Annotated in this window: 25 protein-coding genes; 15 read left to right on the forward strand and 10 right to left on the reverse strand. The window is 31.1% G+C overall.

The window, feature by feature from the left end; all coding sequences use genetic code 11:
- Positions 1-26 precede the first annotated feature (26 nt).
- The 4 genes from recG to FH779_RS08690 all read left to right on the forward strand — a co-directional run bounded on the left by recG (position 27) and on the right by FH779_RS08690 (position 4,819).
- Complete coding sequence (recG, locus tag FH779_RS08675) at positions 27-2,132, forward strand: ATP-dependent DNA helicase RecG (RefSeq protein WP_180906763.1); 2,106 nt, start codon at positions 27-29, stop codon at positions 2,130-2,132.
- A 178-nt stretch (positions 2,133-2,310) separates the two neighbouring features.
- Positions 2,311-2,475 carry a hypothetical protein gene (locus tag FH779_RS08680; RefSeq protein WP_180906764.1) on the forward strand — a complete coding sequence of 55 codons (165 nt, stop codon included), beginning with the start codon at positions 2,311-2,313 and terminating at the stop codon, positions 2,473-2,475.
- A 240-nt stretch (positions 2,476-2,715) separates the two neighbouring features.
- Positions 2,716-4,239, forward strand: coding sequence for a catalase (locus FH779_RS08685; RefSeq protein WP_180906765.1), 1,524 nt, complete (start codon positions 2,716-2,718; stop codon positions 4,237-4,239).
- A 61-nt stretch (positions 4,240-4,300) separates the two neighbouring features.
- The gene (locus tag FH779_RS08690; RefSeq protein ID WP_180906766.1) at positions 4,301-4,819 is read left to right on the forward strand and encodes an ankyrin repeat domain-containing protein; all 519 of its coding nucleotides are present in this window, start codon (positions 4,301-4,303) and stop codon (positions 4,817-4,819) included.
- A gap of 6 nt (positions 4,820-4,825) precedes the next feature.
- Here FH779_RS08690 and FH779_RS08695 read toward each other — a convergent pair whose 3' ends face one another.
- From FH779_RS08695 to FH779_RS08700, 3 genes are all read right to left on the reverse strand, one after another.
- Positions 4,826-6,697 carry an Nramp family divalent metal transporter gene (locus tag FH779_RS08695; protein WP_180906767.1) on the reverse strand — a complete coding sequence of 624 codons (1,872 nt, stop codon included), beginning with the start codon at positions 6,695-6,697 and terminating at the stop codon, positions 4,826-4,828.
- 95 nt (positions 6,698-6,792) lie between these two features.
- Entirely contained in the window at positions 6,793-7,128 is a 336-nt protein-coding gene (locus FH779_RS17680) for an AMP-binding enzyme (RefSeq protein ID WP_317168994.1), read from the reverse strand.
- A 42-nt stretch (positions 7,129-7,170) separates the two neighbouring features.
- On the reverse strand, positions 7,171-8,700 hold the full coding sequence (locus FH779_RS08700; RefSeq protein ID WP_317168995.1) for an AMP-binding protein: 1,530 nt from the start codon (positions 8,698-8,700) through the stop codon (positions 7,171-7,173).
- Between the two features lie 361 nt (positions 8,701-9,061).
- Here FH779_RS08700 and FH779_RS08705 point away from each other — a divergent pair, with 361 nt between their 5' ends.
- The 6 genes from FH779_RS08705 to ctlX all read left to right on the forward strand — a co-directional run bounded on the left by FH779_RS08705 (position 9,062) and on the right by ctlX (position 14,986).
- Positions 9,062-11,296 (forward strand): RelA/SpoT family protein, encoded by a 2,235-nt coding sequence (locus FH779_RS08705; RefSeq protein ID WP_180904362.1) that lies wholly within the window; start codon positions 9,062-9,064, stop codon positions 11,294-11,296.
- A 43-nt stretch (positions 11,297-11,339) separates the two neighbouring features.
- A complete protein-coding gene (locus tag FH779_RS08710) occupies positions 11,340-11,609 on the forward strand; it encodes a hypothetical protein (RefSeq protein WP_180904363.1) in 270 nt (89 codons plus the stop codon).
- Between the two features lie 39 nt (positions 11,610-11,648).
- Complete coding sequence (locus FH779_RS08715) at positions 11,649-11,948, forward strand: hypothetical protein (protein ID WP_180904364.1); 300 nt, start codon at positions 11,649-11,651, stop codon at positions 11,946-11,948.
- Between the two features lie 127 nt (positions 11,949-12,075).
- Positions 12,076-13,053: an amidohydrolase family protein gene (locus tag FH779_RS08720; RefSeq protein WP_180904365.1), complete on the forward strand. Its 978-nt coding sequence runs from the start codon at positions 12,076-12,078 to the stop codon at positions 13,051-13,053.
- Positions 13,054-13,131: 78 nt separating this feature from the next.
- On the forward strand, positions 13,132-14,046 hold the full coding sequence (locus tag FH779_RS08725; RefSeq protein WP_180904366.1) for a dimethylarginine dimethylaminohydrolase family protein: 915 nt from the start codon (positions 13,132-13,134) through the stop codon (positions 14,044-14,046).
- A 1-nt stretch (position 14,047) separates the two neighbouring features.
- Positions 14,048-14,986, forward strand: a complete 939-nt coding sequence (gene ctlX, locus FH779_RS08730; protein WP_038335795.1) for a citrulline utilization hydrolase CtlX — start codon at positions 14,048-14,050, stop codon at positions 14,984-14,986.
- 35 nt (positions 14,987-15,021) lie between these two features.
- On the opposite strand, the gene FH779_RS08735 is transcribed toward ctlX, so the two are convergent.
- From FH779_RS08735 to FH779_RS08750, 4 genes are all read right to left on the reverse strand, one after another.
- The gene (locus FH779_RS08735) at positions 15,022-15,783 is read right to left on the reverse strand and encodes a TIGR03915 family putative DNA repair protein (protein ID WP_180904367.1); all 762 of its coding nucleotides are present in this window, start codon (positions 15,781-15,783) and stop codon (positions 15,022-15,024) included.
- Entirely contained in the window at positions 15,783-17,048 is a 1,266-nt protein-coding gene (locus tag FH779_RS08740; RefSeq protein WP_180904368.1) for a putative DNA modification/repair radical SAM protein, read from the reverse strand. Before FH779_RS08740 ends, FH779_RS08735 begins: the two co-directional genes overlap by 1 nt.
- A gap of 73 nt (positions 17,049-17,121) precedes the next feature.
- The gene (locus FH779_RS08745; protein WP_038335800.1) at positions 17,122-17,550 is read right to left on the reverse strand and encodes a hypothetical protein; all 429 of its coding nucleotides are present in this window, start codon (positions 17,548-17,550) and stop codon (positions 17,122-17,124) included.
- 96 nt (positions 17,551-17,646) lie between these two features.
- Positions 17,647-18,462: a hypothetical protein gene (locus tag FH779_RS08750; protein ID WP_180904369.1), complete on the reverse strand. Its 816-nt coding sequence runs from the start codon at positions 18,460-18,462 to the stop codon at positions 17,647-17,649.
- Between the two features lie 122 nt (positions 18,463-18,584).
- Here FH779_RS08750 and FH779_RS08755 point away from each other — a divergent pair, with 122 nt between their 5' ends.
- The 3 genes from FH779_RS08755 to FH779_RS08765 all read left to right on the forward strand — a co-directional run bounded on the left by FH779_RS08755 (position 18,585) and on the right by FH779_RS08765 (position 20,558).
- Positions 18,585-18,998 carry a DoxX family protein gene (locus tag FH779_RS08755; RefSeq protein ID WP_180904370.1) on the forward strand — a complete coding sequence of 138 codons (414 nt, stop codon included), beginning with the start codon at positions 18,585-18,587 and terminating at the stop codon, positions 18,996-18,998.
- Complete coding sequence (gene def, locus FH779_RS08760; RefSeq protein ID WP_180904371.1) at positions 18,995-19,696, forward strand: peptide deformylase; 702 nt, start codon at positions 18,995-18,997, stop codon at positions 19,694-19,696. The genes FH779_RS08755 and def overlap by 4 nt, the downstream gene beginning before the upstream one ends.
- Positions 19,697-19,772: 76 nt before the next feature.
- The gene (locus FH779_RS08765; protein WP_125349375.1) at positions 19,773-20,558 is read left to right on the forward strand and encodes an alpha/beta fold hydrolase; all 786 of its coding nucleotides are present in this window, start codon (positions 19,773-19,775) and stop codon (positions 20,556-20,558) included.
- A gap of 36 nt (positions 20,559-20,594) precedes the next feature.
- On the opposite strand, the gene FH779_RS08770 is transcribed toward FH779_RS08765, so the two are convergent.
- Positions 20,595-21,704 carry a DUF6438 domain-containing protein gene (locus FH779_RS08770; RefSeq protein WP_180904372.1) on the reverse strand — a complete coding sequence of 370 codons (1,110 nt, stop codon included), beginning with the start codon at positions 21,702-21,704 and terminating at the stop codon, positions 20,595-20,597.
- Between the two features lie 72 nt (positions 21,705-21,776).
- Positions 21,777-22,463, reverse strand: a complete 687-nt coding sequence (gene trmD, locus FH779_RS08775) for a tRNA (guanosine(37)-N1)-methyltransferase TrmD (protein ID WP_115000229.1) — start codon at positions 22,461-22,463, stop codon at positions 21,777-21,779.
- Positions 22,464-22,715: 252 nt separating this feature from the next.
- Between trmD and hemB the strand changes: the two genes are divergently transcribed.
- The gene (gene hemB / locus FH779_RS08780; RefSeq protein ID WP_038334133.1) at positions 22,716-23,711 is read left to right on the forward strand and encodes a porphobilinogen synthase; all 996 of its coding nucleotides are present in this window, start codon (positions 22,716-22,718) and stop codon (positions 23,709-23,711) included.
- Between the two features lie 54 nt (positions 23,712-23,765).
- Here hemB and FH779_RS08785 read toward each other — a convergent pair whose 3' ends face one another.
- Complete coding sequence (locus tag FH779_RS08785; RefSeq protein ID WP_180904373.1) at positions 23,766-24,128, reverse strand: hypothetical protein; 363 nt, start codon at positions 24,126-24,128, stop codon at positions 23,766-23,768.
- 116 nt (positions 24,129-24,244) lie between these two features.
- Between FH779_RS08785 and ffh the strand changes: the two genes are divergently transcribed.
- Complete coding sequence (ffh, locus tag FH779_RS08790) at positions 24,245-25,606, forward strand: signal recognition particle protein (protein ID WP_038334138.1); 1,362 nt, start codon at positions 24,245-24,247, stop codon at positions 25,604-25,606.
- Positions 25,607-25,675 lie beyond the last annotated feature (69 nt).

Here is a 25,675-nt window from a genome sequence, read left to right on the forward strand (position 1 = left end):
AAATTGCGACTTTCGAAAGTAGAAAAATGTATCAAAATCCATTAAAAAAAACAATAGAATATTTAAAAGGTGCTGGACCTGAGCGTGCTAAAACATTGCAAAGTGAATTCAGAATTTTTAGATACGAAGATTTGATACAACATTTTCCTTTTCGTTATGTTGATAAATCAAAATTCTATAAAATTTCTGAAATTTCTTCAACAGCTGCCGAAATTCAATTGAAAGGTAAAATTGTTAGTTTAGAAGAAATTAATCAAGGAAAAGTAAAACGTTTGGTTGGGAAATTTCAAGATGGGACAGGAACTTTAGAATTGGTTTGGTTCAAAGTTTCTTCTTGGCAAAAGGAGAAATTGAGAAATGATCTTTTCAAAGAAGTTGTCATTTACGGAAAACCAAATGTATTCAATAATAATTTCAGTATCACACATCCTGAAATTGAATTAGTTGAAGATGCTAAAAATATTCCGCTTGGATTATTTCCAGTTTATCCGAGTACCGAAAAGTTGACAAAAAAAGGAATAACGAATCGTGTTCTTCAGAAAATGATGATGAATCTTTTTGCTGAAAATAATGATATTCCTGAGAATTTACCATTAAATGTTCTCGATCATTATAAATTAGTTGGAAGAAATGAAGCCTTAAAAGCAATTCATTTTCCAAAAGATGTAACAGAATTAAATGCGGCAATTCGACGTCTAAAATTTGAAGAATTTTTCTTTCTAAATCTTGCTAATCTCTCTCAAAAAGCAGTCAATAAACAAAAGAATAGAAGTAATCCTTTTCCAGAAATTGGTCATTATTTCAATACATTTTACAATGAATATTTACCTTTTGAATTGACAAATGCACAAAAAAGAGTGATAAAAGAAATTCGTTTTGATCTTCGTCAACCTGCGCAAATGAATCGTTTGTTGCAAGGTGATGTTGGTTCTGGAAAAACGATGGTTGCGTTGTTAACGATGTTGATTGCAGTTGACAATGGTTTTCAGGCGGCTTTAATTGCGCCAACCGAAATTCTTGCACAACAACATTACGAAAGCATTACAGAATTGCTGAATGGTTTGGATGTTTCAGTTGAATTATTGACTGGTTCGGTGACAAAGAAAAAACGTCAACCAATTTTAGAAAACCTTGAAAATGGAAACCTTAAAATAATTATCGGGACGCATGCTTTGTTAGAAGATAATGTGATTTTTCAGAATTTGGGATTAGCTATTATTGATGAACAGCATCGTTTTGGAGTCGCTCAACGTGCTAAATTTTGGAGAAAAGCTAAACTTCCACCACATATTTTAGTGATGACAGCCACGCCAATTCCACGTACACTTTCGATGACAATGTATGGCGATTTGGATGTTTCGGTGATTGATGAATTGCCAAAAGGACGAAAACCTATCAAAACACTTCATAAAACAGATGCGCATCGTTTAAGCGTTTTCAAATTTATGAAAGATGAGATTGCGAAAGGTCGTCAAATTTATGTGGTTTATCCACTGATTGAAGAATCAGCAAAGTTAGAATTGAAAGATTTGATGGATGGTTACGAGAGTATTTCTCGTGCTTTTCCGTTGTCAGAATATGCGATAAGTATTGTGCATGGTCGTCAAAAACCTGCGGATAAAGAATTTGAAATGAATCGTTTCAAAAATAATGAAACTCAAATTTTGGTGGCGACAACTGTGATAGAAGTAGGTGTTAATGTCCCAAATGCGTCGGTGATGATTATTGAAAATTCTGAACGTTTTGGACTTTCTCAATTGCATCAACTTCGTGGCCGCGTAGGTCGTGGAGCGGAACAATCGTATTGTATTTTGATGACGGGAGGGAAATTGAATGAAGTTTCGAAACGTAGAATTCAGACAATGTGTGAAACTAATGATGGTTTTCAGGTAGCAGAAGTTGACTTGGAATTGCGCGGTCCTGGTGATATGATGGGAACGCAACAAAGTGGAGTTCTCAATCTTAAAATTGCTGATTTAGCGAAAGACAAAGAAGTTTTGTATGCTGCAAGAAAATGTGTAGAAGCTATTCTTTCACAAGATCCGACACTTTCTTCTTCGATTTATGAGCCAACAAAAAAATATTTTATTGAAAATCATAAAGATAAAGTTGGTTGGAGTCAAATTTCTTAAAATTTAACATGAAGGAAACCATTTGTATATTTTTTGGTATAATTTATGTTTATTAAAAAACAAATACAAAATACTGAATTTTATTAGAAACTTTTAATTTTATCAGTTGTGTTAAATGAAATTAACATTAAAAATTATTTTTAACACAATATTAGCGTCAACCAAAAAATTATAGATTATGATGTACATAAATTTAGAACTTATCAGAACTCCACAAGGAGTAGAGGTTGAAGGAAATTCACTATGGATGTTCAATCAGCATTTGAATTTAATGGTATTAATAGCTAATGAATCGATAAAAATTAAACCTTCTATGTCTTTTCAACGATTTAGAAAAAATTAAATAATATCTCTCAAAACCGCTAAATAAGTGGTTTTTTTTTATTTCTAAAATTCTTCATCATTTTTATTTATTCATTTATTGCGAAATAATATATCACCTTTTTCTTCCTTGTAAAGGATTGGGTTATAATTATTATAAAAATTAATTATATCTAATAGATTTTATAGATTTGATTTATAATTATAACAGATTTAGTTTTGCTCTGTCTTAAAATGATAAATAAAGAATAAAACTATAATTATGATCAAAAGAAGTTTAGTATTAAGTTTAGCATTCCTTTCTACGATTGGATTTGCCCAACAATTAACAACAAACACAGGCGCTCCAGTTGGAGATAATCAAAATTCTAAAACAATCGGAAATAACGGACAAGTTTTGTTGGAGGACATTCATTTAATTGAAAAATTAGCAGCATTTGATCGCGAACGTATTCCAGAACGTGTTGTTCATGCGCGTGGAGCTGGAGCTTTCGGAGAATTTGTAGCTGATAAAGATTTTTCTGATGTGACAATGGCTGATTTCTTGTCAACAGCTGGTAAAAAAACACCATTATTTGTACGTTTTTCAACTGTAACGCATCAACAAGGTTCGCCAGAAACTTATCGTGATCCACGTGGATTTGCTGTTAAATTTTACACAGAACTAGGAAATTACGATTTAGTTGGAAACAATTTACCTGTTTTCTTTATTCGAGATGCGATCAAATTCCCAGATATGGTGCATGCTTTCAGGCCATCTCCTGTAACAAATGGCGCATCTGATCCAAATCGTGTATTTGATTTTTTCTCTAATTTACCAGAGTCTACGCATATGTTAACGTGGTTGTTTTCAGATTATGGAATTCCTGCAAATTTTCGTCAAATGGAAGGAAATGGTGTACATGCTTACAAATGGGTAAATGCAAAAGGTGAAGTAACTTATGTGAAATACAAATGGGTTCCTCAACAAGAAACGAAAAATTTAACACAAGAAGAAGCGAATAAAATTCAATCGACTGAAATAGAACATGCAACATTAGATTTACGTAATGAAATCGACAAAGGAAACTTTCCGAAATGGGATTTATATGTTCAATTATTGAAACGAGAAGATTTTGATAAATTAGATTTCAATCCTGTTGATGTAACGAAAATTTGGCCAGAATCTGTTGTAAAGTTAGTTAAAGTTGGAACAATGACATTGAATGAGAATCCAACGAATTATTTTCAACAAGTTGAGCAAGCAGCATTTGCTCCAGCTACGTTGGTTCCAGGAATTGAAGCTTCTGAAGATAAATTGTTACAAGGTCGTTTGTTTTCCTATTCTGATACACAACGTCATCGTTTAACGGGTAATTTCCAACAAATTCCTGTTAATGCACCAAAAAATAGTGTAAAAACATATAATCAAGACGGTTATATGTCGATCCGTGAGCAAAAAGGTGATGTAAATTATCAACCTTCAACTAATCTTCCTGAGGTTGTAGATAATGCAAAATTCAAGTATTCAAAATCTGTTTTTCCTGCAGGAGCTATAACAACTCAGCATGTCATTGATAAAGAAAATAACTTTGTACAAGCTGGAGATTTGTACAAATCATTCTCTAAAAAAGATCAAGATAACTTAATCAAAAATTTATCTGGAGCTTTAAATTCGGTTAAAAATAAAGTAATTGTTCATAAAATGATTGCACATTTTTACCAAGCAAATACAGAATATGGAACACGTTTGATGAAGGCTACAAATACTTCTATGAGCGATGTAAAGCAATATTTACCAAAATAATTTCTATTGGATTGGAGTCGATTGAGTTTGGCTCCATGACTTTCATAAAATCAATATTATCATGAAAAAGTATATATTTTTAGCCTTATTTCTATTCAGTTTTTCTTCAATTTATGCACAAGATTTGTTTAGTGCGGCGAGAGAAAATAATGTGAAGCAAATAGAAGAATTAATTTCGAATGGAAAACATGTAAATGAAGCAAATCAACGTGGATTTACACCTTTAATTTTAGCGATTTATAATAACAGTTCAGACGCTGCGAAAGTATTATTATCAAAAGGAGCAAATCCTAATGCGCAAGATTTATCTGGAAATAATGCGTTGATGGGTGCAGCTTTTAGAGGATTTCTTGAAATGGCAAATTTACTAATTGCGAATAAAGCTGATGTCAATCAAGTGAATTTTAATGGAGCTTCTGCTTTGATTTTTGCAGTAACATTTGGTCAAAACGAAATTGCCAAAAAATTAATTGAAGCTGGTGCAGATTTAAACATTAAAGATAATAATGGTAAAACTGCTTTAGATCATGCTATTTTACAAGAAAATAAAGAAATGATCGAGTTATTATCGATCAAATAATTTTTATTATTTCGCAATAAACACCGGAATATTAACGCGATGTCTTAATTTATTAATCGTTTCGCCAAAAATAAAATCCATAAAACCTTGGTGTCCGTGCGAACCAACAATCAACAAATCTGCTTGATTTCGTTTACAAATTTCAGCAATCGAATTGATTCGATTATTGTAACCTAGTTCGATTTTAGTTTCATTAAACAAAGGACGAATGATTTCTGCATATTGTTCCAAACGTTTCAAATCTGATAAAGATTCTTCATCATTCGTACGCTCTCCCGTATATTTTGCAGAAGCACTTTCAACAATATGAACCAAAATAATGGTAGATTCAGTAGTCGCTAATTGCGTCGCATAATTGATAACTTTTCGATCCGTTTTCGAAAAATCTAACGCAACCACAATCTTTTTGAAATGTTGATTTGAGATTTCTTCTAACGTAAACTTCTCAAATGGTTCATGAATTTCTTTTTGATTTTCTTCATTTTTCTTCAACATAATTGGAATAAAAAATGTCAGCAACAATAATACTAAAAGTCCGATTTCTAATGCTACAAGAAAAATGTTTAAAGTATAAGATTCACTATTTGCCATCCATTTATTCACCTCTTCATACACTAATTGCGCATTCAGAAATGAAATAATAAAAGCGATTGTCCATGCAAAAAATTTGGTTGTTGTATTGATTGCAAAATTCCCCATTTTCGCTTTATCACTCACAAAATGAATCAATGGAATTACTGCAAAAGCCAATTGCATACTTAGAATAACTTGACTGAAAATCAATAAAGATCCAACTTCTTTTTCGCCAAAAATAAGAATAACCACAACAGCTGGAACAACGGCTAATAATCGAGTTAAAATTCTTCTCAAAACAGGATTAATACGCAAATGTAAATATCCTTCCATCACAATTTGTCCTGCTAAAGTTCCTGTAACTGTTGAACTTTGTCCAGCTAAAATTAGAGCAACTGCAAATAATTTTGGAGCCAAATCTGTTCCTAAAGTTGTACCTAATAATCTATAAGCATCGCTAAGTTCAGCAACATCGTGATAGCCGTTTTTATGGAATACGGATGAAGCTAAAATTAAGATTGCAGCATTGACAAAAAAAGCTAAATTTAGAGCAATTGCACTATCCCAAAAGTTATATTTGAGTGCTTTTTTGATTGAAAAATCATCGCGTTTTATTTGCCGCGTTTGGACGAGTGCAGAATGTAAATAAAGATTATGTGGCATTACAGTTGCTCCAATAATCCCAATACTGATGTACAATGCAGCGCTATTTGGAATAGATGGAATAAATCCTTTTGCAACTTCTCCAAAATCTGGTTTTGCTAAAAACATTTCCGTCAAAAAACATAAACCAATCATCGTGATTAAACCAACAATGAAAAGTTCCATTTTGCGCATACCTAATTTTTGAAGATAAAGTAGAAGGAAAGTGTCTAAGAAACTGATTAAAACACCATAAATTAAATCAATTCCAAAAAGTAAATTTAGACCAATTGCCATACCTAAAATCTCTGCTAGATCACAGGCTGCAATGGCTATTTCGGCTAAAATATACAGAACAAGATTCATTCCTTTCGGATAGGTTTCTCGGTTACATTGCGCCAAATCTTTTCGTCGAACAATTCCCAAACGTGTACACAAACTTTGTAATAACAAAGCCATTATGTTACTCATCAACAAAACCCAAATCAAAGTATAACCAAATTGACTACCGCCCGCTAAATCGGTTGCCCAGTTCCCCGGATCCATATAACCAACGCTTATTAAGTAGGCTGGTCCAAAAAAACTTAGGATTTTTCTAAACTTTCCTTTTTTGATTTGAACACTTTCGTGCACATCTTCTAATGATTTTGATTGATTTGGCATTGAATGATATTTCTAATTCAAATTTATGTAAAAATGAACAAAAAAAGCAGTAATCCTAAGAATACTGCTTTAGAAATAGTGAATGAATAAATGGATTATATTGACGAAGTTGTAAAAGCTACGCCAACATTTCTTCTTGAAAATTCGTGAATTAATTCATCTAAAACTGTAGGATCATCAATTGTAGAAGGAATTGTGAATGGTGTTCCGTCTGCAATTTGAGATAAAGTTTTGCGTAATATTTTTCCGCTTCGCGTTTTTGGTAATCGGCTAACTATTATAGATGTTTTGAAACAAGCAATTCCGCCAATTTCTTTGCGTAATAAAGCAATCAAATCTTTTTCGATTTCTTCTTCCGATTTCGATGCATTTTCTTTTGTAACAATCAACCCTATTGGAATTTGGCCTTTCAATTCATCTTTAATTCCCACAACCGCACATTCAGTAATATCAGGATGAGAAGAAACTAATTCTTACATTGTTGCAGTACTTAATCGATGACCAGCAACATTAATAATATCATCCGTTCGACCTGTAATAAATACAAAACCATTTTCGTCTTTAAAACCTCCATCACCAGTCAAATAATGATTTGGAAATTGTTGAAAATAACCTTTTATAAATCGGTGTTCATTTCGCCATAAACTTGTCATACAACCTGGAGGAAGTGGAAGTTGAATAACAATAGAACCTTCTTCTCGCCTATCATTTTCTTGACCTTCGTCGTCAACAATTTTAATATTATAGCCAAAAACAGGCAATCCAGCTGCACCAGGTTCAGGCATTATATTTTCGACTCCAGCACAAATTCCTAACATTGGCCAACCGCTTTCTGTTTGCCACCAATGATCGATAACTGGTAATTTTGAAATTTCTTTTAACCAATAATAAGTAGATGTATCACAACGTTCTCCTGCTAAGAATAAACGTTTCAGACTTGATGTATCATATTTTTGGAATAATTTTCCTTCTGGATCTTCTTTTCGAATTGCTCTAATTGCTGTTGGAGCTGTAAAAATATTTTTGATTTTATGTTCTTCAACCATTCTCCAAAAAGCACCTGCATCAGGAGTTTTGATCGGTTTTCCTTCATAAATAACCGTTGTAATACCATAAATTAACGGCGCATAAACGATATAAGAATGCCCAACAACCCAACCAATATCGCTTGCAGTAAGAATTGTATCACCTGGTTCTAAATCGTAAAAATATTTCATTGTCGAATTCAGAGCAGTTGCATAACCTCCAGTATCGCGTACAACGCCTTTAGGCGTAGAAGTTGTTCCGGAAGTATATAAAATATATAATGGATGCGTACTCGGAACTTCGATAGGTTCTACAGGTTGATGTTGATACATTTCACCATAGGTATGAACGTTATCTGCTGATAAATCATCGGTGTGATTTGGTCGCTCAAAAATGATAATGTTTTTTGGCTTGTAAAGTGTTAATTCAATCGCTTCATCAATCAATGGTTTATAGTTAATTTGACGATTAATTTCTACTCCATAAGATGCAGAAATAATTACATCAGGTTGAGCATCATCAATACGAATAGCTAATTCTGGAGCAGCAAAACCTCCAAAAACAACAGAATGTATTACACCAATTCTCGCACAAGCAAGCATCGCAACAATTGCTTCTGGAATCATTGGCATATAAATAATTGCTGTATCACCTTTTGATAATCCTAACGATATAAGACCTCCAGCAAAACGACTCACTTTTTCTAAAAGCTGATTGTATGTAATTTTTTGAACAACTTCTGTAACAGGAGAATCGTAAATTAAAGCAAATTGTTCTCCACGTCCAGCTTTTATATTTTCCTCCAAAGCCAAACGGCTCATGTTTATTTTTCCGTCAATAAACCACGAATAATATCCGTTTTCATTTTGTTTCAAGATTTGTTCAGGGTAAGTTGACCATGCTAATTTCTGCGCTTCTTCTTTCCAAAAAAGTTCAGGTTCTTCAATACTTTTTGAGTATAAAGTTTTGTAATCCATTTATGTGTGTGTTGTGTTTTATTTGTTTTGTTAAGTTAGAAAAATGTTTAGAATTAATAATAAAGTTTAAAATGTTTGTTTTAGGACAGTTAATTATTTATCAACTATACAATAAAAAGCAGTATTTAATTGTAAATTGATAAAATCAGATTGTATTAATCAACTTTTATTGTTAAATTAATAGTGTAAAAAGTACGTTACAAATTAGATTGATTAAAAATAAAGACTTAAAATACACGATAAAATCAGTTGAATATTATAGTCTATAAAAAATAAAATATTGTATATTTAATCCTTCGAAGAAAGCAGTTAAATAAAGGGAATTAAAGCTTTTTTCTAAATCAACAAAAACATAAGAAAGATGGATACGCCTCATGTTATTACAGACGAACAATTAGAGAGAGAGAACATTGAGATAACGAGACGTTATAAAGAGATGCTTCAAAATACATATGTCACTTTATCAGATGAAGATAAAAAGCTGATTCGTAAAGCTTTTGATTTGGCTGTTGATGCGCACAAAGATCAGCGCAGAAAAACAGGCGAACCATATATTTATCATCCGATTGCTGTTGCCAAAATTGTTGCTGACGAAATTGGGCTTGGCGCTACATCAATTTCTGCGGCTTTAATGCATGATGTAGTAGAAGATACAGAATATACGTTAGAAGATATTGAGAAACTTTTTGGAAAAAAGATTGCAAAAATTATAGATGGATTAACAAAAATTGCTGTCTTAAATAAACAAGATGTTTCGATACAATCAGAAAATTATAAAAAATTATTACTGACTTTATCTGAAGATGTTCGTGTGATTTTGATCAAAATTGCAGATCGTTTACACAATATGCGTACGTTAGAAAGTATGCGTGAGGATAAACAGTTAAAAATAGCATCCGAAACCATTTTTATATATGCGCCTTTGGCTCACAGAATGGGATTGTATAACATCAAATCAGAATTGGAAGATTTGAGTTTGAAATACACTAAACCAGATGCGTATTTTAATATTGAACACAAACTAACAGAAACAGAAGCCGAAAGAAAAAAATACATTGATGATTTCTGTAAGACTATTTCAGAAAAACTTGAAGCCGAAGGTTTAGAATTTGAGATAAAAGGTCGTTCAAAATCAATCAATTCAATTTATCGAAAAACGGTTAATCAAGGAATTCCTTTCGAGGAAGTGTTCGATTTATTTGCGATTCGTGTAATTTATCGTTCGGATAAAAAGAATGAAAAATTCTTAGCTTGGAAAATTTATTCGTTGGTGACGGATTTATTTATTCCAAATCCAAAACGTATGCGCGACTGGATTTCTCAACCAAAAACAACGGGTTATGAATCGCTTCATGTAACGGTTATGGGACCACAAGCGCGTTGGGTGGAAGTACAAATTCGTTCCGAAAGAATGGATGAAGTTGCTGAAATGGGTATCGCTGCGCATTATAAATACAAAGAAAATGTATCAGACGATGAAACGAAAGTTGATGAATGGATTCATCAAGTTCGTGAAATGTTGGAGCAAGAAGATACCAAGGATGCGATTGAATTTATGGATAATTTCAAATTCAATTTGTATTCCAAAGAGATTTATGTTTTTACACCAAAAGGAGACTTGCATTCGTTGCCAAAAGGAGCGAGTTCGTTGGATTTTGCTTACTCTATTCACACCAATGTTGGTGACCATTGTTTGGGGGCGAAAGTGAATGGAAAATTGTATCCATTGTCGCATCAATTACAAAGTGGAGATCAAGTAGAAATCATTACTTCAACGCAACAAAAACCAAAATTAGAGTGGTTAGAATATGTTGTGACGAGTAAAGCGAGAAGTAAAATTAAAGCTTCTTTAAACTCAGATAAACGTAAAGTTGCAGAAGATGGAAAAGAAATTATTCAACGTAAATTAAGACATTTAAAGGTTGATTTTAGTGAAAATACGATTAATCAGTTACAGCAATACTTTAAGTTAAGTTCGAGTCAAGATGTATTTTATAATGTTGCAATGGGAATTATTGACAATAATGATTTACGAAAATTTGCAGAACGAAATACAGGCTTTACTGGATTGATTAACCGTTTCAGAAAATCAACATTCAATACGACTAAAAAAGATGATATTTCTGTCGACAAAACTAAATTAGATAGTCTTGTTTTTGGGAATGATGAAGAACGTTTAGATTACGAATTAGCGAGTTGTTGTAATCCAATTCCGGGTGACAAAGTATATGGTTTTATCACAGTTTCAAAAGGAATAAAAGTACATAAAGTAGATTGTCCAAATTCAGTTTCTTTGCAAGCAAATTATGCGTACAGAATTATAAAAGCAAAATGGATTGATTCTTCTCAACAAGAGTTCAAAGCGTTGATTGAGCTGCAAGGATTGGATCGCGCTGGAATGGTGAGTGATATTACGTTAGTTATTTCAAAAAATAACTCGTTAAACATGCATAGTATTAATTTATCTGAGGATGCTGGTATTTTTGATGGAAAGATTACGGTTTCTGTTAAAAATAAAGCCGAATTAGAAAAAATCATGATGGAATTGAAGAATATTGAAGGAATTCAATCTGTAAAACGAACATATAAAAATTAGTTTATATAAAATATTTGTTTAACTTTATATAAATTAACTATTTATGAAAAAACTATTATTAGCTTTTGTATTTCTTCCAATGTTGAGTTTTGCACAAGATGTAAATGAATCTCCACGTAAAGGAATTTTTGATAGTTCGGTTATTAAAGAATCAAATGATCCCGCAGTTTTTCTAGATGGAGAAAGAGTAGATAAAAGTATTTTTACTAAAATGAATTCAGATGATATTAAATATATTACTGTTATCAAAACAGACAAAAAATATCCAAACGGGAAAATTGATATTGTTTCCAAAAAAGAGAAAGAATCATAACATAAAAGTTTGAGAAATCATGGAACAAATATTAATGATATGAAAAAACTATTATTAGCTTTTGTATTTCTCCCAATGTTGAGTTTTGCACAATCTAAAACTTTGAATGACACAATTCCTGGAATTAAAAATTCTAAATTAATCATTTGTAAACCAAAAAAAGATTTAAAAATAGGTTATTCAATTGACGGAAAAGATGTTGATTATGCAAGTTTTATTGCAATAAATATGGATTTAGTAGATCATGTAAAGTTTACAAAGCCTAATTCAAAATATCCAGATGGTAAAATAGAACTTTTTCTTAAAAAAAATAAACAAACAAAAAAGTCCAACATTTAGTTGGACTTTTTTATTCGCTGAAGTTACTAACAAAGGCACAAAGTTACAGAAATCTTTTTGATAATATCGCTTCATTTCTCTTGAATAATCTTGTTAATTTTACATCCCGAAAACAAACAAACTCACGATGAACAAACAAAACTATAATCCAATTGAAGAAGTACTTGAAAAAATCAACGAAAAAGGAGGTTGGGTTAATACGCATTCACACTTAGACAGAGCTTATTCATTGACTTCGGACACTTTCGCATTATCTAATTCTTACCTAAAAGAAAAATGGCATTTAGTTGATGATATGAAACGCAATTCATCTGTTGATGATATTTATTTCCGCATGGAAAAAGCAATTAATTTCATGTTAGAGCAAGGTTGTCAAGCAATTGGTTCTTTTATTGATGCAGACGAAGTAATTGAAGATCGTAGTATACAAGCGGCTCAACGCTTAAAAGATAATTATGGAAAAGACATCGAAATGCGTTTTGCAAACCAAGTGTTGAAAGGAGTTATTGATCCTAAAGCGCGCGAATGGTTTGATATGTCTTCTGACTTTGTGGATATTATCGGAGGTTTACCTGCAAAAGATTTCGGTAGAGAAGATGAGCATTTAGATATTTTATTATCAACTGCAAAATCAAAAAATAAATTGGTTCACGTTCATGTTGATCAATTTAATACAGACGAAGAAAAAGAAACGGAGCAATTAGCATTGAAAACGATCGAACACGGAATGCAAGGAAAAGTTTCTGCGGTTCACTCAATTTCTGTAGCAGCTCATCCAAGAAAATATCGTTACGAATTATATGATTTAATCAAAAAAGCAGATATGCACATTGTTTCTTGTCCAACTGCATGGATTGATCATAATCGTACAGAGCGTTTGGCGCCTTCGCACAATTCAGTAACGCCAGTAGATGAAATGATTCCAAGAGGAATTAATGTTGCTTTCGGAACAGATAATATTAATGATATTTATAAACCTTTTTCTGATGGTCATTTATTAACAGAACTGCGTGTAATGCTAGAGTCTTGCCACTTTTATGATGTGGAACAACTTTCGAATATTGCAACAGTAAATGGCTTGAAAGCTTTAGGAATTCAAAAATAAAATGTATATTTATACAAAATTAAATCTCGCAATTGCGGGATTTTTTTTGGAACACAAAATTAAAAACCACAATAAATTATGCGATTAAATGTACAGAATGAAACGGCTCAACTGCAAACTGTAGTCTTGGGTCGAGCAGAATCTAACGGAGCTAATCCTACACTTGATCAGACGTTCGATGCCAAATCTTATGAAACCGTAAAGAATAACGATTATCCAAAAGAAGAAGATTTGATTGCGGAAATGTCAGAATTTGAACAAGTTTTGAAGAAATATAATGTTGAAGTTTTACGTCCAACATTGATCGAAGATTGTAATCAAGTTTTTTCTCGTGATGTCGGTTTTGTAATTGATGATGAATTCTTTATCTCTAATATTATTCCAGATCGTTTAGAAGAATTACAAGCCTATCGCGAAATAAAACGTCAATTCAAAGGAAATAAAATCAATGCTTTACCAGAAGAAGTTTATGTAGAAGGTGGTGATGTGATTTTGTATAACGATTATATTTTTGTTGGAACGTACAAACAAGCTGATTTCAAAAATTATAAAACAGGACGTACAAATGTTGAATTTGTAGAGTATATCAAAGCCAAATTTCCCAATAAAAAAGTCTTGGATTTTGAATTAAAAAAGAATGATGAAAATCCATATGAAGGAATTTTACATTTAGATTGTACATTCAATCCTGTTGGGAAAGACAAAGCAATTATTTATAAAGACGGCTTTTTATTTGGGAATGAATATCAGCAAATTGTCGATATTTTTGGGAAAGAAAATTTATTCGAAGTGACAAAAGAAGAAATGTATTGGATGAATCCTAATGTGTTTTCAATTTCTCCTGAAGTTGTTGTTTCTGAGAAAAATTTTACGCGTTTAAATGATCATTTAGAAAATGTATGGAACATAAAAGTGGAACGAATTAATTATCGCGAAGTCTCTAAAATGGGAGGTTTATTAAGATGTTCTACAATGCCATTAATTAGAAAATAACATGAAACAAAAACAATATACTTCAACTATTTTAATGGTTGAGCCAACAGCTTTTTATTACAATCCAGAAACGGCTGTTAACAATTATTTCCAAACGGAAACAACAGACTCTCAAGAAGATATTCAGAAAGAAGCATTAGAAGAATTTCAAGGAATGGTTTCTGCTTTGCGTTCAAAAGGTGTAAATGTTATCACGATCAAAGATACTGCTTCGCCACATACGCCAGATTCAATCTTCCCAAACAATTGGATTTCTTTTCACGATAACGGAAATGTTGTGTTATATCCTATGTTTGCAAAAAATAGAAGAGAAGAGCGTCGTGAGGAAGATGTGTTGAGTTTGTTGGAAGAAAAAGGTTTTCATATAGATGATGTGATTGATTTTACATCGGCAGAAGAAGACGAAATTTTCTTGGAAGGAACAGGAAGTATTATTCTTGATCGTGAACATGAATTGGCTTATGCATGTATTTCTCAACGAACTGACGAAGATTTATTGATTGAATTTTGTGAGGAATTAGAATATACACCAGTTATTTTTCATGCGAATCAAACTGTAAATGGAGAACGCAAACCTATTTATCATACCAATGTAATGATGTGTATTGCAGATAAATATGCGATTATTTGTTTGGATTCTATAGATGATAAAAAAGAAAAGAAAGCGGTTTGTGAGTATTTGTTAGAAGCTGGAAAAGAAATAATTGCAATTACAGAAGCACAAATGCATCAATTTGCTGGGAATATGTTGCAAGTTGGCGGTTTAGGACAATCATATTTGGTAATGTCGCAAACGGCTTATAATTCACTTAATCAAGAACAAATTTCTAAAATTGAGGCTTATAATCCAATCTTACCTGTTAAGATAGATTTGATTGAAAAATTAGGAGGAGGAAGTGCTCGTTGTATGATGGCGGAAGTTTTCTTACCAAAAAAGTAATAATATGCAAAAGGTTACGAATTTCGTAGCCTTTTTTAGTTATATTCTGTTAAGTGTTTCCAAAAACGTTTAGGCATCATTTGGATTTGTAACTTCGAATTTTTTCTTGCTTCGATTGTTGTCGAATTAAAATAAGATTTCCATAATTCTTGGTACAAATTCTCATTTACATCAATGTATTCAGTTGGAGTAGTTGAAGATTTTGGTGTAAAATTTAATTGTATTTGTTGAATATTTCCAAAAGATTTTTCATAATAAATTCCATATTTTCGAATCGTATCGTAAATAATCCAATTCTGGTCAGCATATCTTTTTCTGAAATGATTAATAATTAAAGGTAAAACATTATATTTTGGATCAGTTTTCGCAAAAAATAAATCTTGATTAATCTTTTCAAAACGGATAAATGCTTCATGATGATGCTTTTCTCTATGAACTGATCGATACATTTTCATGACATAAAAAACATAATCATTTCCATAATTTAATTGAACTGCAGCTGTTTCATTTATAATTAAACAACAATAATAAAACAGCTTTTCATAAGCTTTAGGTTCTTCTGACAAGAAAACAGCTTGTACAGCTTTGTAACTGGTTTTATTTAGTTTGTCTTTTAGTTTTTTATGTACTCTTTTTGCTTTTGCTTCATCTGTAATCACAGTATAAACTTCATCAAACATCGACGGTAAAAAATCTCTTTCAGAAACTACTTTTATTTGCTTCGGTTTTCTAACATAATAATCAAAAATCAGCGTTAAAAAACCTTCAAAACTATTATCAAAAACATAAATTTCCACTAGTCAAAAAGATTTAATTGATTTGGCTGATTTTTAAGATATTTACTTTTACTAAAACTCAAAATTCTATTTTTAATTTGCGAACCAAGCAAATCTTTTTGTTGAAATTGATCATCTGCACACGTCATGAAAAATTTTGCTCTATTGTAAGCAATTCCAAGATGTTTTAATTGATAAGAATAGATTTTTCCAAATTTTCGAGCTGTAACAATTTTCTTCGCAGATTGAACACCAATTCCCGGAATTCGTAGAATTAAATGATAATCGGCTGTATTAATATCAATCGGATAAAGATGTAAATTTCGTAAAGCATAGCTCAATTTTGGATCGATATCAGTATCCAAATGAGGATTTTGTTGATTAAGAATCTCCGTAACATCAAATTGATAAAAACGCATTAACCAATCTGTTTGATACAGTCTATTCTCTCGTAACAAAGGTGGTTGAGTTCCGATAGACGGAAACATATTATCATTGTGATTGATTGGAATAAAACCTGAATAATATACACGTTTCAACTGGAAATCATTGTAATATTGATTTGCTGTATACATAATTTGCATATCATTTTCGGGCGTTGCACCAATTACCATTTGTGTAGATTGCCCAGCAGGAACAAAGGTTGGAGTAGATTTGATTAATTTTCGTTCAGCATTAAACTCAACTCGTTGTTGATGAATAAATCCTAAAGGTTTTTTTACATCTTCGTGTGATTTTTCTGGTGCAACTAATTTAAGTCCTTCTTCTGTTGGCATTTCGAGATTTATGGACATTCGATCAGCATATAAACCAGCTTCTTTCAATAATTCATCACTCGCTCCAGGAATCGTTTTGAGATGAATATATCCATTAAAATTCTCTTCAAGACGTAACTTTTTCGCAATCAAAAGCAAGCGTTCCATCGTGAAATCAGTATTTTTGAAAATTCCAGAACTTAAGAATAAACCTTCAATATAATTTCGACGATAAAAATTAATCGTTAAATCAACCACTTCTTGCACTGTAAAAGCAGCACGTTTTACATCATTACTTTTTCGAGAAACGCAAAAAGCACAATCATAAATACAATGATTCGTTAATAGAATTTTGAGTAAAGAAACGCATCGACCATCTTCTGTAAACGAATGGCAAATCCCCGACATAGATGCATTTCCTAAGCCTTTGTTTTGGTTTTGTCTTTTACTTCCGCTCGATGAACACGAAACATCATACTTCGCTGCATCTGCTAAGATGCTCAACTTTTCATTAATTCGATCAAAATTCATTTTACTTTGCTTTATGCAAAAAGAATTCTTTTAAAAGTCAAACAATGTCGCTGAAAAAAGTTTAACAAAAAAATTAATCATATTCTAAATTGATTAAAAGTTCAGTCTTTAATCGGCTGATAAAATTACAATCTAATTCAGCAAGAAGAATATCAATTAATTGAGACAAAAAATCGCGGTGAATATAGTTAAATAAAAAGGTTTTTTCATTGGTCATAAAATAGAAATCAAAATGACTAAAATAACCTGAAATTGATTTAATCTCTAATGTTGGAAGTTCTTCGGGTTGAAAAAAATCACTTAATTTTGCACGATAATCATGTATTTTTTTGATAGAATTTGAATTAATATCAACATATTCCAAATTTAAATCTTCAATTTCATCTGAATAAAATTGAATCAAAAATTCATTTTTAGGATAATCATTTATGTACAAATTGAAACGATTATCTTTTTGATATAACTGAAAAAGTCGATTAAATTCTTGCACATTATTGATCATAATAGATGAAGTTAAATAATTGATTTGAATAAATTTAAAAACATTTAGTTAAATAATCAAATAAAAAAGAGCCAAATTAACTTGGCTCTTGTATTTCTAATAACGTATTGTTCTTGTTGTATTTGAAATTGGTTGATCAATATCTTTGACGAATTGTGTTCGTTTGATCCAATTTTTGTGATTATCGTATTGATATTTAATCGTGGAAATATTCTTTACTTTTCCTGTTTCATCAAGCACTGTTTCTTCGATAATATTATTGTTTTCATCAAATTTTCGAACATATTTATTGACTTGTTTATTGTCTTTGTCTACATAAGTTTCCTCTATTGGATTGCCTTTTGCGTCATTTTTATAATTCAACGTATAAGTTCCTTGATTATATTTCACCAATGTTTTGACTAAAAATCCATTTTGATATTGAAACGTTTTCTCTATAAAAACATCCGAATCTTCCAATAAATTAGTTTCTCTTTCGTAAGTTACATTCTGATTTTGATCTAATTTATATTCCGTTTTAGAAACATTGACATCATTTTCGCTTTTCGTCACGATATAACCATCTGTTGTATATTCGTAATCAAAATTGAAAACTAAACTTTCGTCATTGTTTTTCATTTCTCTCGAAATCAATTTATTTGATTCATTGTAATTAAATGTTTCAGCAAAAGTTTTATTTCCAGCTTCATCAAAATAATCACGTTTTGTTGGATTTCCATCTTTATTATACGTTGATTTTGTGTAATATTCGGTTTCATAACCTTCGATAAACTTCATGCGAATACGTGCTTTTTGCATCGATTCTTCGATAAAAGTTGGATTTCCTAAAACATCATTTTGTTGTAATTCAGATTTTTGAGCAAATGCAAAACCTGAAAATAATATGGTAATTAAGGCAATGTTTTTTAACATATGTTGTATTTTTTATTCTTGAATAGAAAGATTAACCAAAATTAATCCAAAAATGTAAATTTCTTGATCTATTTAAAGGTGAACGTAAAAACTAGAACTTATATTTGAAAAAAAATAAAAAAATGAGCACAAAATTTAAACTTTTAGGTAATCAACCTGCATTTATCGATTTGTCATTGTTATTAGTACGTTTAGCTGCTGGTGGATTTATGTTTACACATGGATTCGGAAAATTGCAAAAATTAATCAATGGTAATTTTGAATTTGGTGATCCAATTGGACTTGGACCAGAAATATCTTTGGGTTTAACGGTTTTTGCAGAAATTCTTTGTGCTTTTTTAGTTTTGGTCGGATTATTTACTCGTTTAGCCGTTATTCCACTTATCATTACGATGTTAGTTGCTGTATTTATCGTGCATGCAGATCATGATTTTGGTAAAAAAGAATTGGGATTATTCTATTTAATCAATTATTTAGTTATATTTTTATCAGGCGCAGGAAAATATTCTTTAGACAAATTGATCCTTAAAAAATGATAAAAACATTAACCTATAGCTTATTGATTTGTTCTTCTGCATTATTTGCTCAATCAAAAAATATGAAAAACATTGTTTATACGCCATTAACAAAGACAGAAACGACATTAATAAAAGAAAAGAATTCCTATGATCCTTTTCGTGTTTTATTAACGACTTCGGATGCAGATACAAAAATCTTAAAATCAACTTCTATTGATATTGATCCAAAAGATCCGTTAATCAAATTATTGGCCGATCGTATGTATGCGACTGTACAAGACGAAGCAAGTAAAGGTGTTGGAATTGCAGCTCCACAAATTGGGATTAATCGCAACGCGGTTTGGGTACAACGTTTTGATAAAGAAGGTGAACCTTTTGAGTTTATTATCAATCCAAAAATTACTTGGTATTCGGACATTGTTCGTCACGGTCGCGAAGGTTGTTTGTCGATTCCTGATATTTTCGGAAAAGTGTTTAGAAGCTTGGTTCTTCGATTGGAGTATTATGATTTGGATGGAAATTTTCATGATGAAACGGTAGAAGGTTTTACAGCGGTTATTTTTCAGCACGAATACGATCATTTAACAGGAACGTTATTTACGGATCGAATGAAAGAGCAAGAAGAGCTAAATTATGTGAAAGCAGAAGTAATGAACGATGTTTTTTACTTGAAAAAGACTGGTTCTTTTATAGATGACGACGATGATGAAGATTAAAAATTTCTTAAAACCTAGTAATTATTATGTTTGGCATAGTTTTTAGTTTAATTTTGCGAAAAACTTATTTAGAAAATTGTTAGCATACACTACATATAATCATCCAACGAGTACAGAATGGGTTACTTTTGTTCATGGAGCAGGAGGAAGTTCTACGATTTGGTTCAAACAATTGCGTGAATTTCGCAAACATTTTAATGTTTTGTTAATGGATTTGAGAGGACACGGACGTTCTAAGAAAAACTTGAAAGCGCTTTTCGAAAAACGTTATACTTTCAAATCGGTTTCAAAAGATGTCATTGATGTTTTAGATCATTTAAATATTGATAAAACGCATTTTGTTGGGATGTCTTTGGGAACGATTGTAATTCGACAATTGGCAGAAGATTATTCGGAGCGATTCAAATCAATGGTGATGGGAGGTGCAATTATGAAAATTAATTTTCAATGTCAATTTTTGATTAATGTTGGAAATACTTTCAAACATATGTTGCCTTATTTGATCTTGTATCGAATTTTTGCTTTCGCTATAATGCCAAAAAATACGCACAAGGAATCAAGGTTATTATTTATCAATGAAGCGAAAAAATTGTATCAAAAAGAATTTTTGAAATGGTTTAAACTTACTGCGGATGTAAATCCATTGCTAAAATGGTTTCGAAAAGTTGAATTGAATATTCCGACTTTATATGTGATGGGAGCAGAAGATCATATGTTTTTGCCTTCGATTCAGGAATTAACAAAAGCACATACTAAACATTCAGAATTGATTGTTATCGAAGATTGTGGACATGTCGTGAATGTCGATCAACCACAAATTTTTAACGATAAAGTAATTGAATATATTCATCGAATTAAATAAAAAATATTAAAAAAGCTTCCAATTAGGAAGCTTTTTTTAGTCTATATATCGTTGTATAAAATTATATCCTAAATCGTAATAATGTTTTTGATTATTTTCAAAAGTTAATTCAAATTGTTGACCATTTCCTTTTATAGTAAGTAATTTACAAGGATTAATTTCTCCTAATTCTTCACCAAAATAATAGTAATAAAATTCTGTTTTATAAGTTTGTTGATTTTTTATTGATATTTTATTTGAAGGATGCTTCATTAATTCTGTCCAAAATAAGAAAGTTTGTGCTTTGCTTAATTGTTTTCCATTAATATTGATTAAACTGAGTAGTGGGAAGTATTCAGATTCATGGTATTTCTTTTGATCATTCATTATAGAACCTGAATAAATAAGAGCTAATTCCAAACTCGAATAAGAAGAATTTATAGGATAAGCATAAACACGTATCGATTTTATAATTTTATCCTTCTTTATGACAAGTAACAAATCTTCTGATTGATCTGTAATTTGTTCTTCATAATTATCTTTTAATGAAAGTAATTCTGCGTCATTAATTTTCTGCTCTAAAAATTGATGAAATTTTTTATCTAATTTACCTTCAAAAACGCCCTTTTTTCCATTAAAAGCTTCATTAGCACTAATAATAGTTCCATTTTTTTGAATAGCGATATTTATTATACTACAACTTCCATAACAACCACTTGTCGTATAGATAATTTGATCATAATCTAATGGAGTTTTGGTATTATTATCTCTTCTTCCAAGTGTATCAAGACTAGAATCATTATTATATTTGATAACCATTTCTTCTTTATTTATTGATAAAATTTTAAAAAATGGTTTTGGTCTATTGATAGAATCAAAATAATGAACTGTTGAATCTCTTACATAGAATTTGATTGAATTACCTAAAAATTTAGTAGGTATAAATTTTTTATGCTCTCGAATTCCATAAGTTTCATAGATACCATCATAATATCCTTTATTATTATATATTGAATCCTGATCGAATTTATAAATAACTGGATCTAAAACTACCATTTTAGTTGACCAGACACCTTGTATTTGTTCTAATAATTTATTGTCAGCTTCGGAATTATTTTTACAAGAATTAAAAGATAATATAAGTATAAAAAAATAGATGTATTTCATAAATAATATATTGAATTAAGATACAATAAATTATTTATGAAAAAAAGCTTCCTAATTAGAAGCTTTTTTAGTTTATTTTGATCTTTTTTCCAACAAATCTGGGCGACGCTCTTTTGTACGTTCAATTGCTTGTTCATGTAGCCATTCCTCTATTTTAGGAAAGTTACCAGAAAGTAAAACATCAGGAACTTTAAGACCTTTATATTCGGCTGGACGTGTGTAAATTGGTGGCGCCAACAAATCATCTTGAAACGAATCTGAAAGGGCAGAAGTCTCATCACCAATTACTCCAGGTAACAATCGAATAATAGAATCAGCCAAAATAATTGCACCAAATTCACCACCCGAAAGTACATAATCACCAATCGAAATTTCTCTTGTAACATACATATCTCGAATACGTTGATCGATACCTTTGTAATGTCCACAAATCATCATAAGATTTCCTTTCAACGATAAATCATTCGCAATTGTTTGATTCAACGTTTCACCATCTGGCGTCAAATAAATAATTTCATCATACGTACGTTCATCTTTCAATTTCGAAATCATTTTGTCCAAAGGCTCGCACATAATCACCATTCCAGAAGTTCCTCCGTACGGATAATCATCTACATGACGATAACGTCCTTTTCCAAAATCTCTCAAATCGTGAACATGAATTTCAGCTAAACCTTTGTCTTGCGCACGTTTCATAATCGAGGCAGAAAATGGACTAACTAATAATTCGGGTAAAACAGTGATAATATCTATTCGCATGCTACAAAGATATTTGTTTAGCTACGTTTGCGCAAGTTTAAATCTATTTTTTGAATTTGATTGTTTTAACAGAATTAATAAATTCTTCTTGTGATTTTGCAAGAAATTAATCCAAATAATATAATGAATGATAAATATTTTAAGTGATTATTCAAATGATTGATTTTCTTTTAAAATTAATAAATATAATTGATATTATTCATTAGCCTTATTCAAATGAAATCGAGTAAATTTGTCTAAAATTTTAATCAAATGTTTTTATATAACAGACATAGACGACTACGCAAAAATGAATCAATTCGTAGTATGATTCGCGAAAATCATTTGTCACCAAACGATTTTATTTTACCAATTTTTATGGCTGAAGGAGAAGGTGTGAAGGAAGAAATTGCTGCAATGCCAGGTATTTATCGCCAATCTCTTGACAATACTGTAAAAGAAGTAAAAGAAATTTGGGATTTAGGTATAAAATCAGTTAACATATATTGTAAAGTTAGTGATAATTTAAAAGATAACACAGGTAAAGAGGCTTGGAATCCAAACGGATTGATGCAAAATACAATCAAAGCGATTAAAGATGCTGTTCCAGAAATGATTGTAATGCCTGATGTTGCCTTAGATCCATATTCAATTTATGGTCACGATGGAATCATCAAAAATGGAGAAGTTATTAATGATGAAACTGTTGATGCTTTGGTAAAAATGACGTTATCTCATGCAGAAGCAGGTGCCGATTTTGTTGCTCCTTCTGATATGATGGACGGTCGAATAGGAGCGATGCGTGCTGCGTTGGAGGAAAACGGTTTTCATAATGTAGGAATTATGACGTATGCTGCGAAATATGCATCGTCTTTTTATGGACCTTTCCGTACTGCTTTAGATTCTGCACCAGTTGATTCTCAAGAAATTCCGAAAGATAAAAAAACCTATCAAATGGATTACCATAATTCACAAGAAGCGTTGCGCGAAGCAATTGCAGATGTAGAAGAAGGTGCAGATATTTTGATGGTAAAACCAGGAATGGCTTATTTAGATATTGTGAAACTAGTGAAAGATAATTTACAAGTTCCAGTTTCTGTTTATCAGGTTTCAGGTGAATATGCGATGATAAAAGCTGCTGTAGAAAAAGGTTGGTTAGATAATGATAAAGTTATTTTAGAGTCTTTAACTTGTTTCAAAAGAGCTGGAGCAGACCTGATTTCAACTTACTTTGCAAAAGAAGCTGCGCGATTATTAAATGATCAATAAATTAGTTCAAAATAGAAATAAAAAACCACTTCATTTGAAGTGGTTTTTTGTGTTTTAAAGCGAATAATTAATCATTTTCGCTGTAAATTGTTGTTTTTCTAATGTAGATAGAAAGTATTTTTGTTCAGCTTCTGCTTGTTCTTTTTTCTGATAATTCTTTTCGTAACCCGTTTGAATTTCTTTTAAAGAACTAATCGTTCCATTTTTTAATAAATAATTCTGAAACTTTGTATATCTATCTGCCAGTTTGCCATAGATATCTTTGTTATCGATGCTTGCTTCATAAACATCTGTTACATAAACTTCATTATCTTGTCCATAAGCGATGGAAAAAAAATAATAAGTTTTATTATTCTTTGTTTGACTGAAAACCACCCCAGTAACAAAGAATAAAAATAGTACTAAACCTTTTTTCATTCAACCAAAATTTGAGCACACAAGTTAATCATTATAACTTAATTAAAACCCTTGTTGTGTGATTTTATATTATTCGGTATAATTTTTTTATATTTGTGTCCTAAAATTGACTCAAAATGTTTCAAAATCTTCAGGATAAATTAGATAAAGCATTACATACCTTAAAAGGAAAAGGACAAATTACAGAAATTAACGTTGCAGAAACCGTAAAAGAAGTGCGTAGAGCCCTTGTTGATGCCGATGTTAGTTATAAAGTTGCAAAAGATTTTACAAATACAGTAAAAGAAAAAGCTTTAGGTGAAAACGTAATTACATCGCTTAATCCTGGACAATTAATGGTAAAAATTGTTCATGATGAATTAGCAAAATTAATGGGAGGTGAGGTTACTGAACTGAAAGTAGACGATAATCCTACAATTATTTTAATTGCTGGTTTACAAGGTTCTGGTAAAACAACTTTTTCTGGTAAATTAGCTAATTTCCTAAAAACTAAGAAAAACAAAAAAGTATTATTAGTTGCTGGTGACGTTTATCGTCCAGCTGCCATCAATCAGTTGCAAGTTTTAGGAGAGCAAATTGGTGTGGATGTTTATGCTGATTTAGAAAACAAAAATCCTGTAGAAATAGCTCAATCAGCAATTGCACAAGCAAAACAAAACGGAAATAATGTAATTATCGTCGATACAGCTGGTCGTTTAGCGATTGACGAACAAATGATGGATGAAATTCGTCGCGTTCACCAAACAGTTAATCCTACCGAAACTTTATTTGTTGTAGATTCTATGACAGGGCAAGATGCGGTGAATACTGCAAAAGCCTTCAATGAAGTATTGAATTATAATGGAGTTGTTTTAACAAAATTAGACGGTGATACACGTGGTGGAGCTGCATTAACGATTAGAACTGTTGTTGACAAGCCAATCAAATTTATTTCAACTGGTGAGAAAATGGAAGCTTTAGATGTTTTCTATCCAGAACGTATGGCAGATCGTATTTTGGGAATGGGTGACGTTGTTTCGTTAGTAGAGCGTGCTCAAGAACAATTTGACGAAGAAGAAGCAAAACGTTTACAAAAGAAAATTGCAAAAAATAGCTTCGATTTTGATGATTTCTTAAAACAAATTCAACAAATCAAACGTATGGGTAATATGAAAGATTTGGTTGGAATGATTCCTGGTGCAGGAAAAGCGTTGAAAGATGTAGATATTGACGACAATGCTTTTAAAGGTGTTGAAGCGATTATTCACTCAATGACAAAAAAAGAGCGTCAAAATCCAAATATTATCGATAATTCTCGTAAGAAAAGAATTGCAGCTGGTTCAGGAACATCTTTACAAGAAGTGAATCAATTATTGAAACAATTCTCTGAAATGGGTAAAATGATGAAATTTATGAATTCTGCAAATGGTAAAAAGATGATGGAAACAATGTCTAAAAATATGCCAGCAGGTGGATTCCCAGGAATGCCAAAAATGTAATAACAATTATATATAACTAAAAACCTCCAAATTATTGGAGGTTTTTTTATTTCAAACTAAATATAGATT

The organism is Empedobacter falsenii (genome assembly GCF_013488205.1).
Classification (GTDB): domain Bacteria; phylum Bacteroidota; class Bacteroidia; order Flavobacteriales; family Weeksellaceae; genus Empedobacter; species Empedobacter falsenii_C.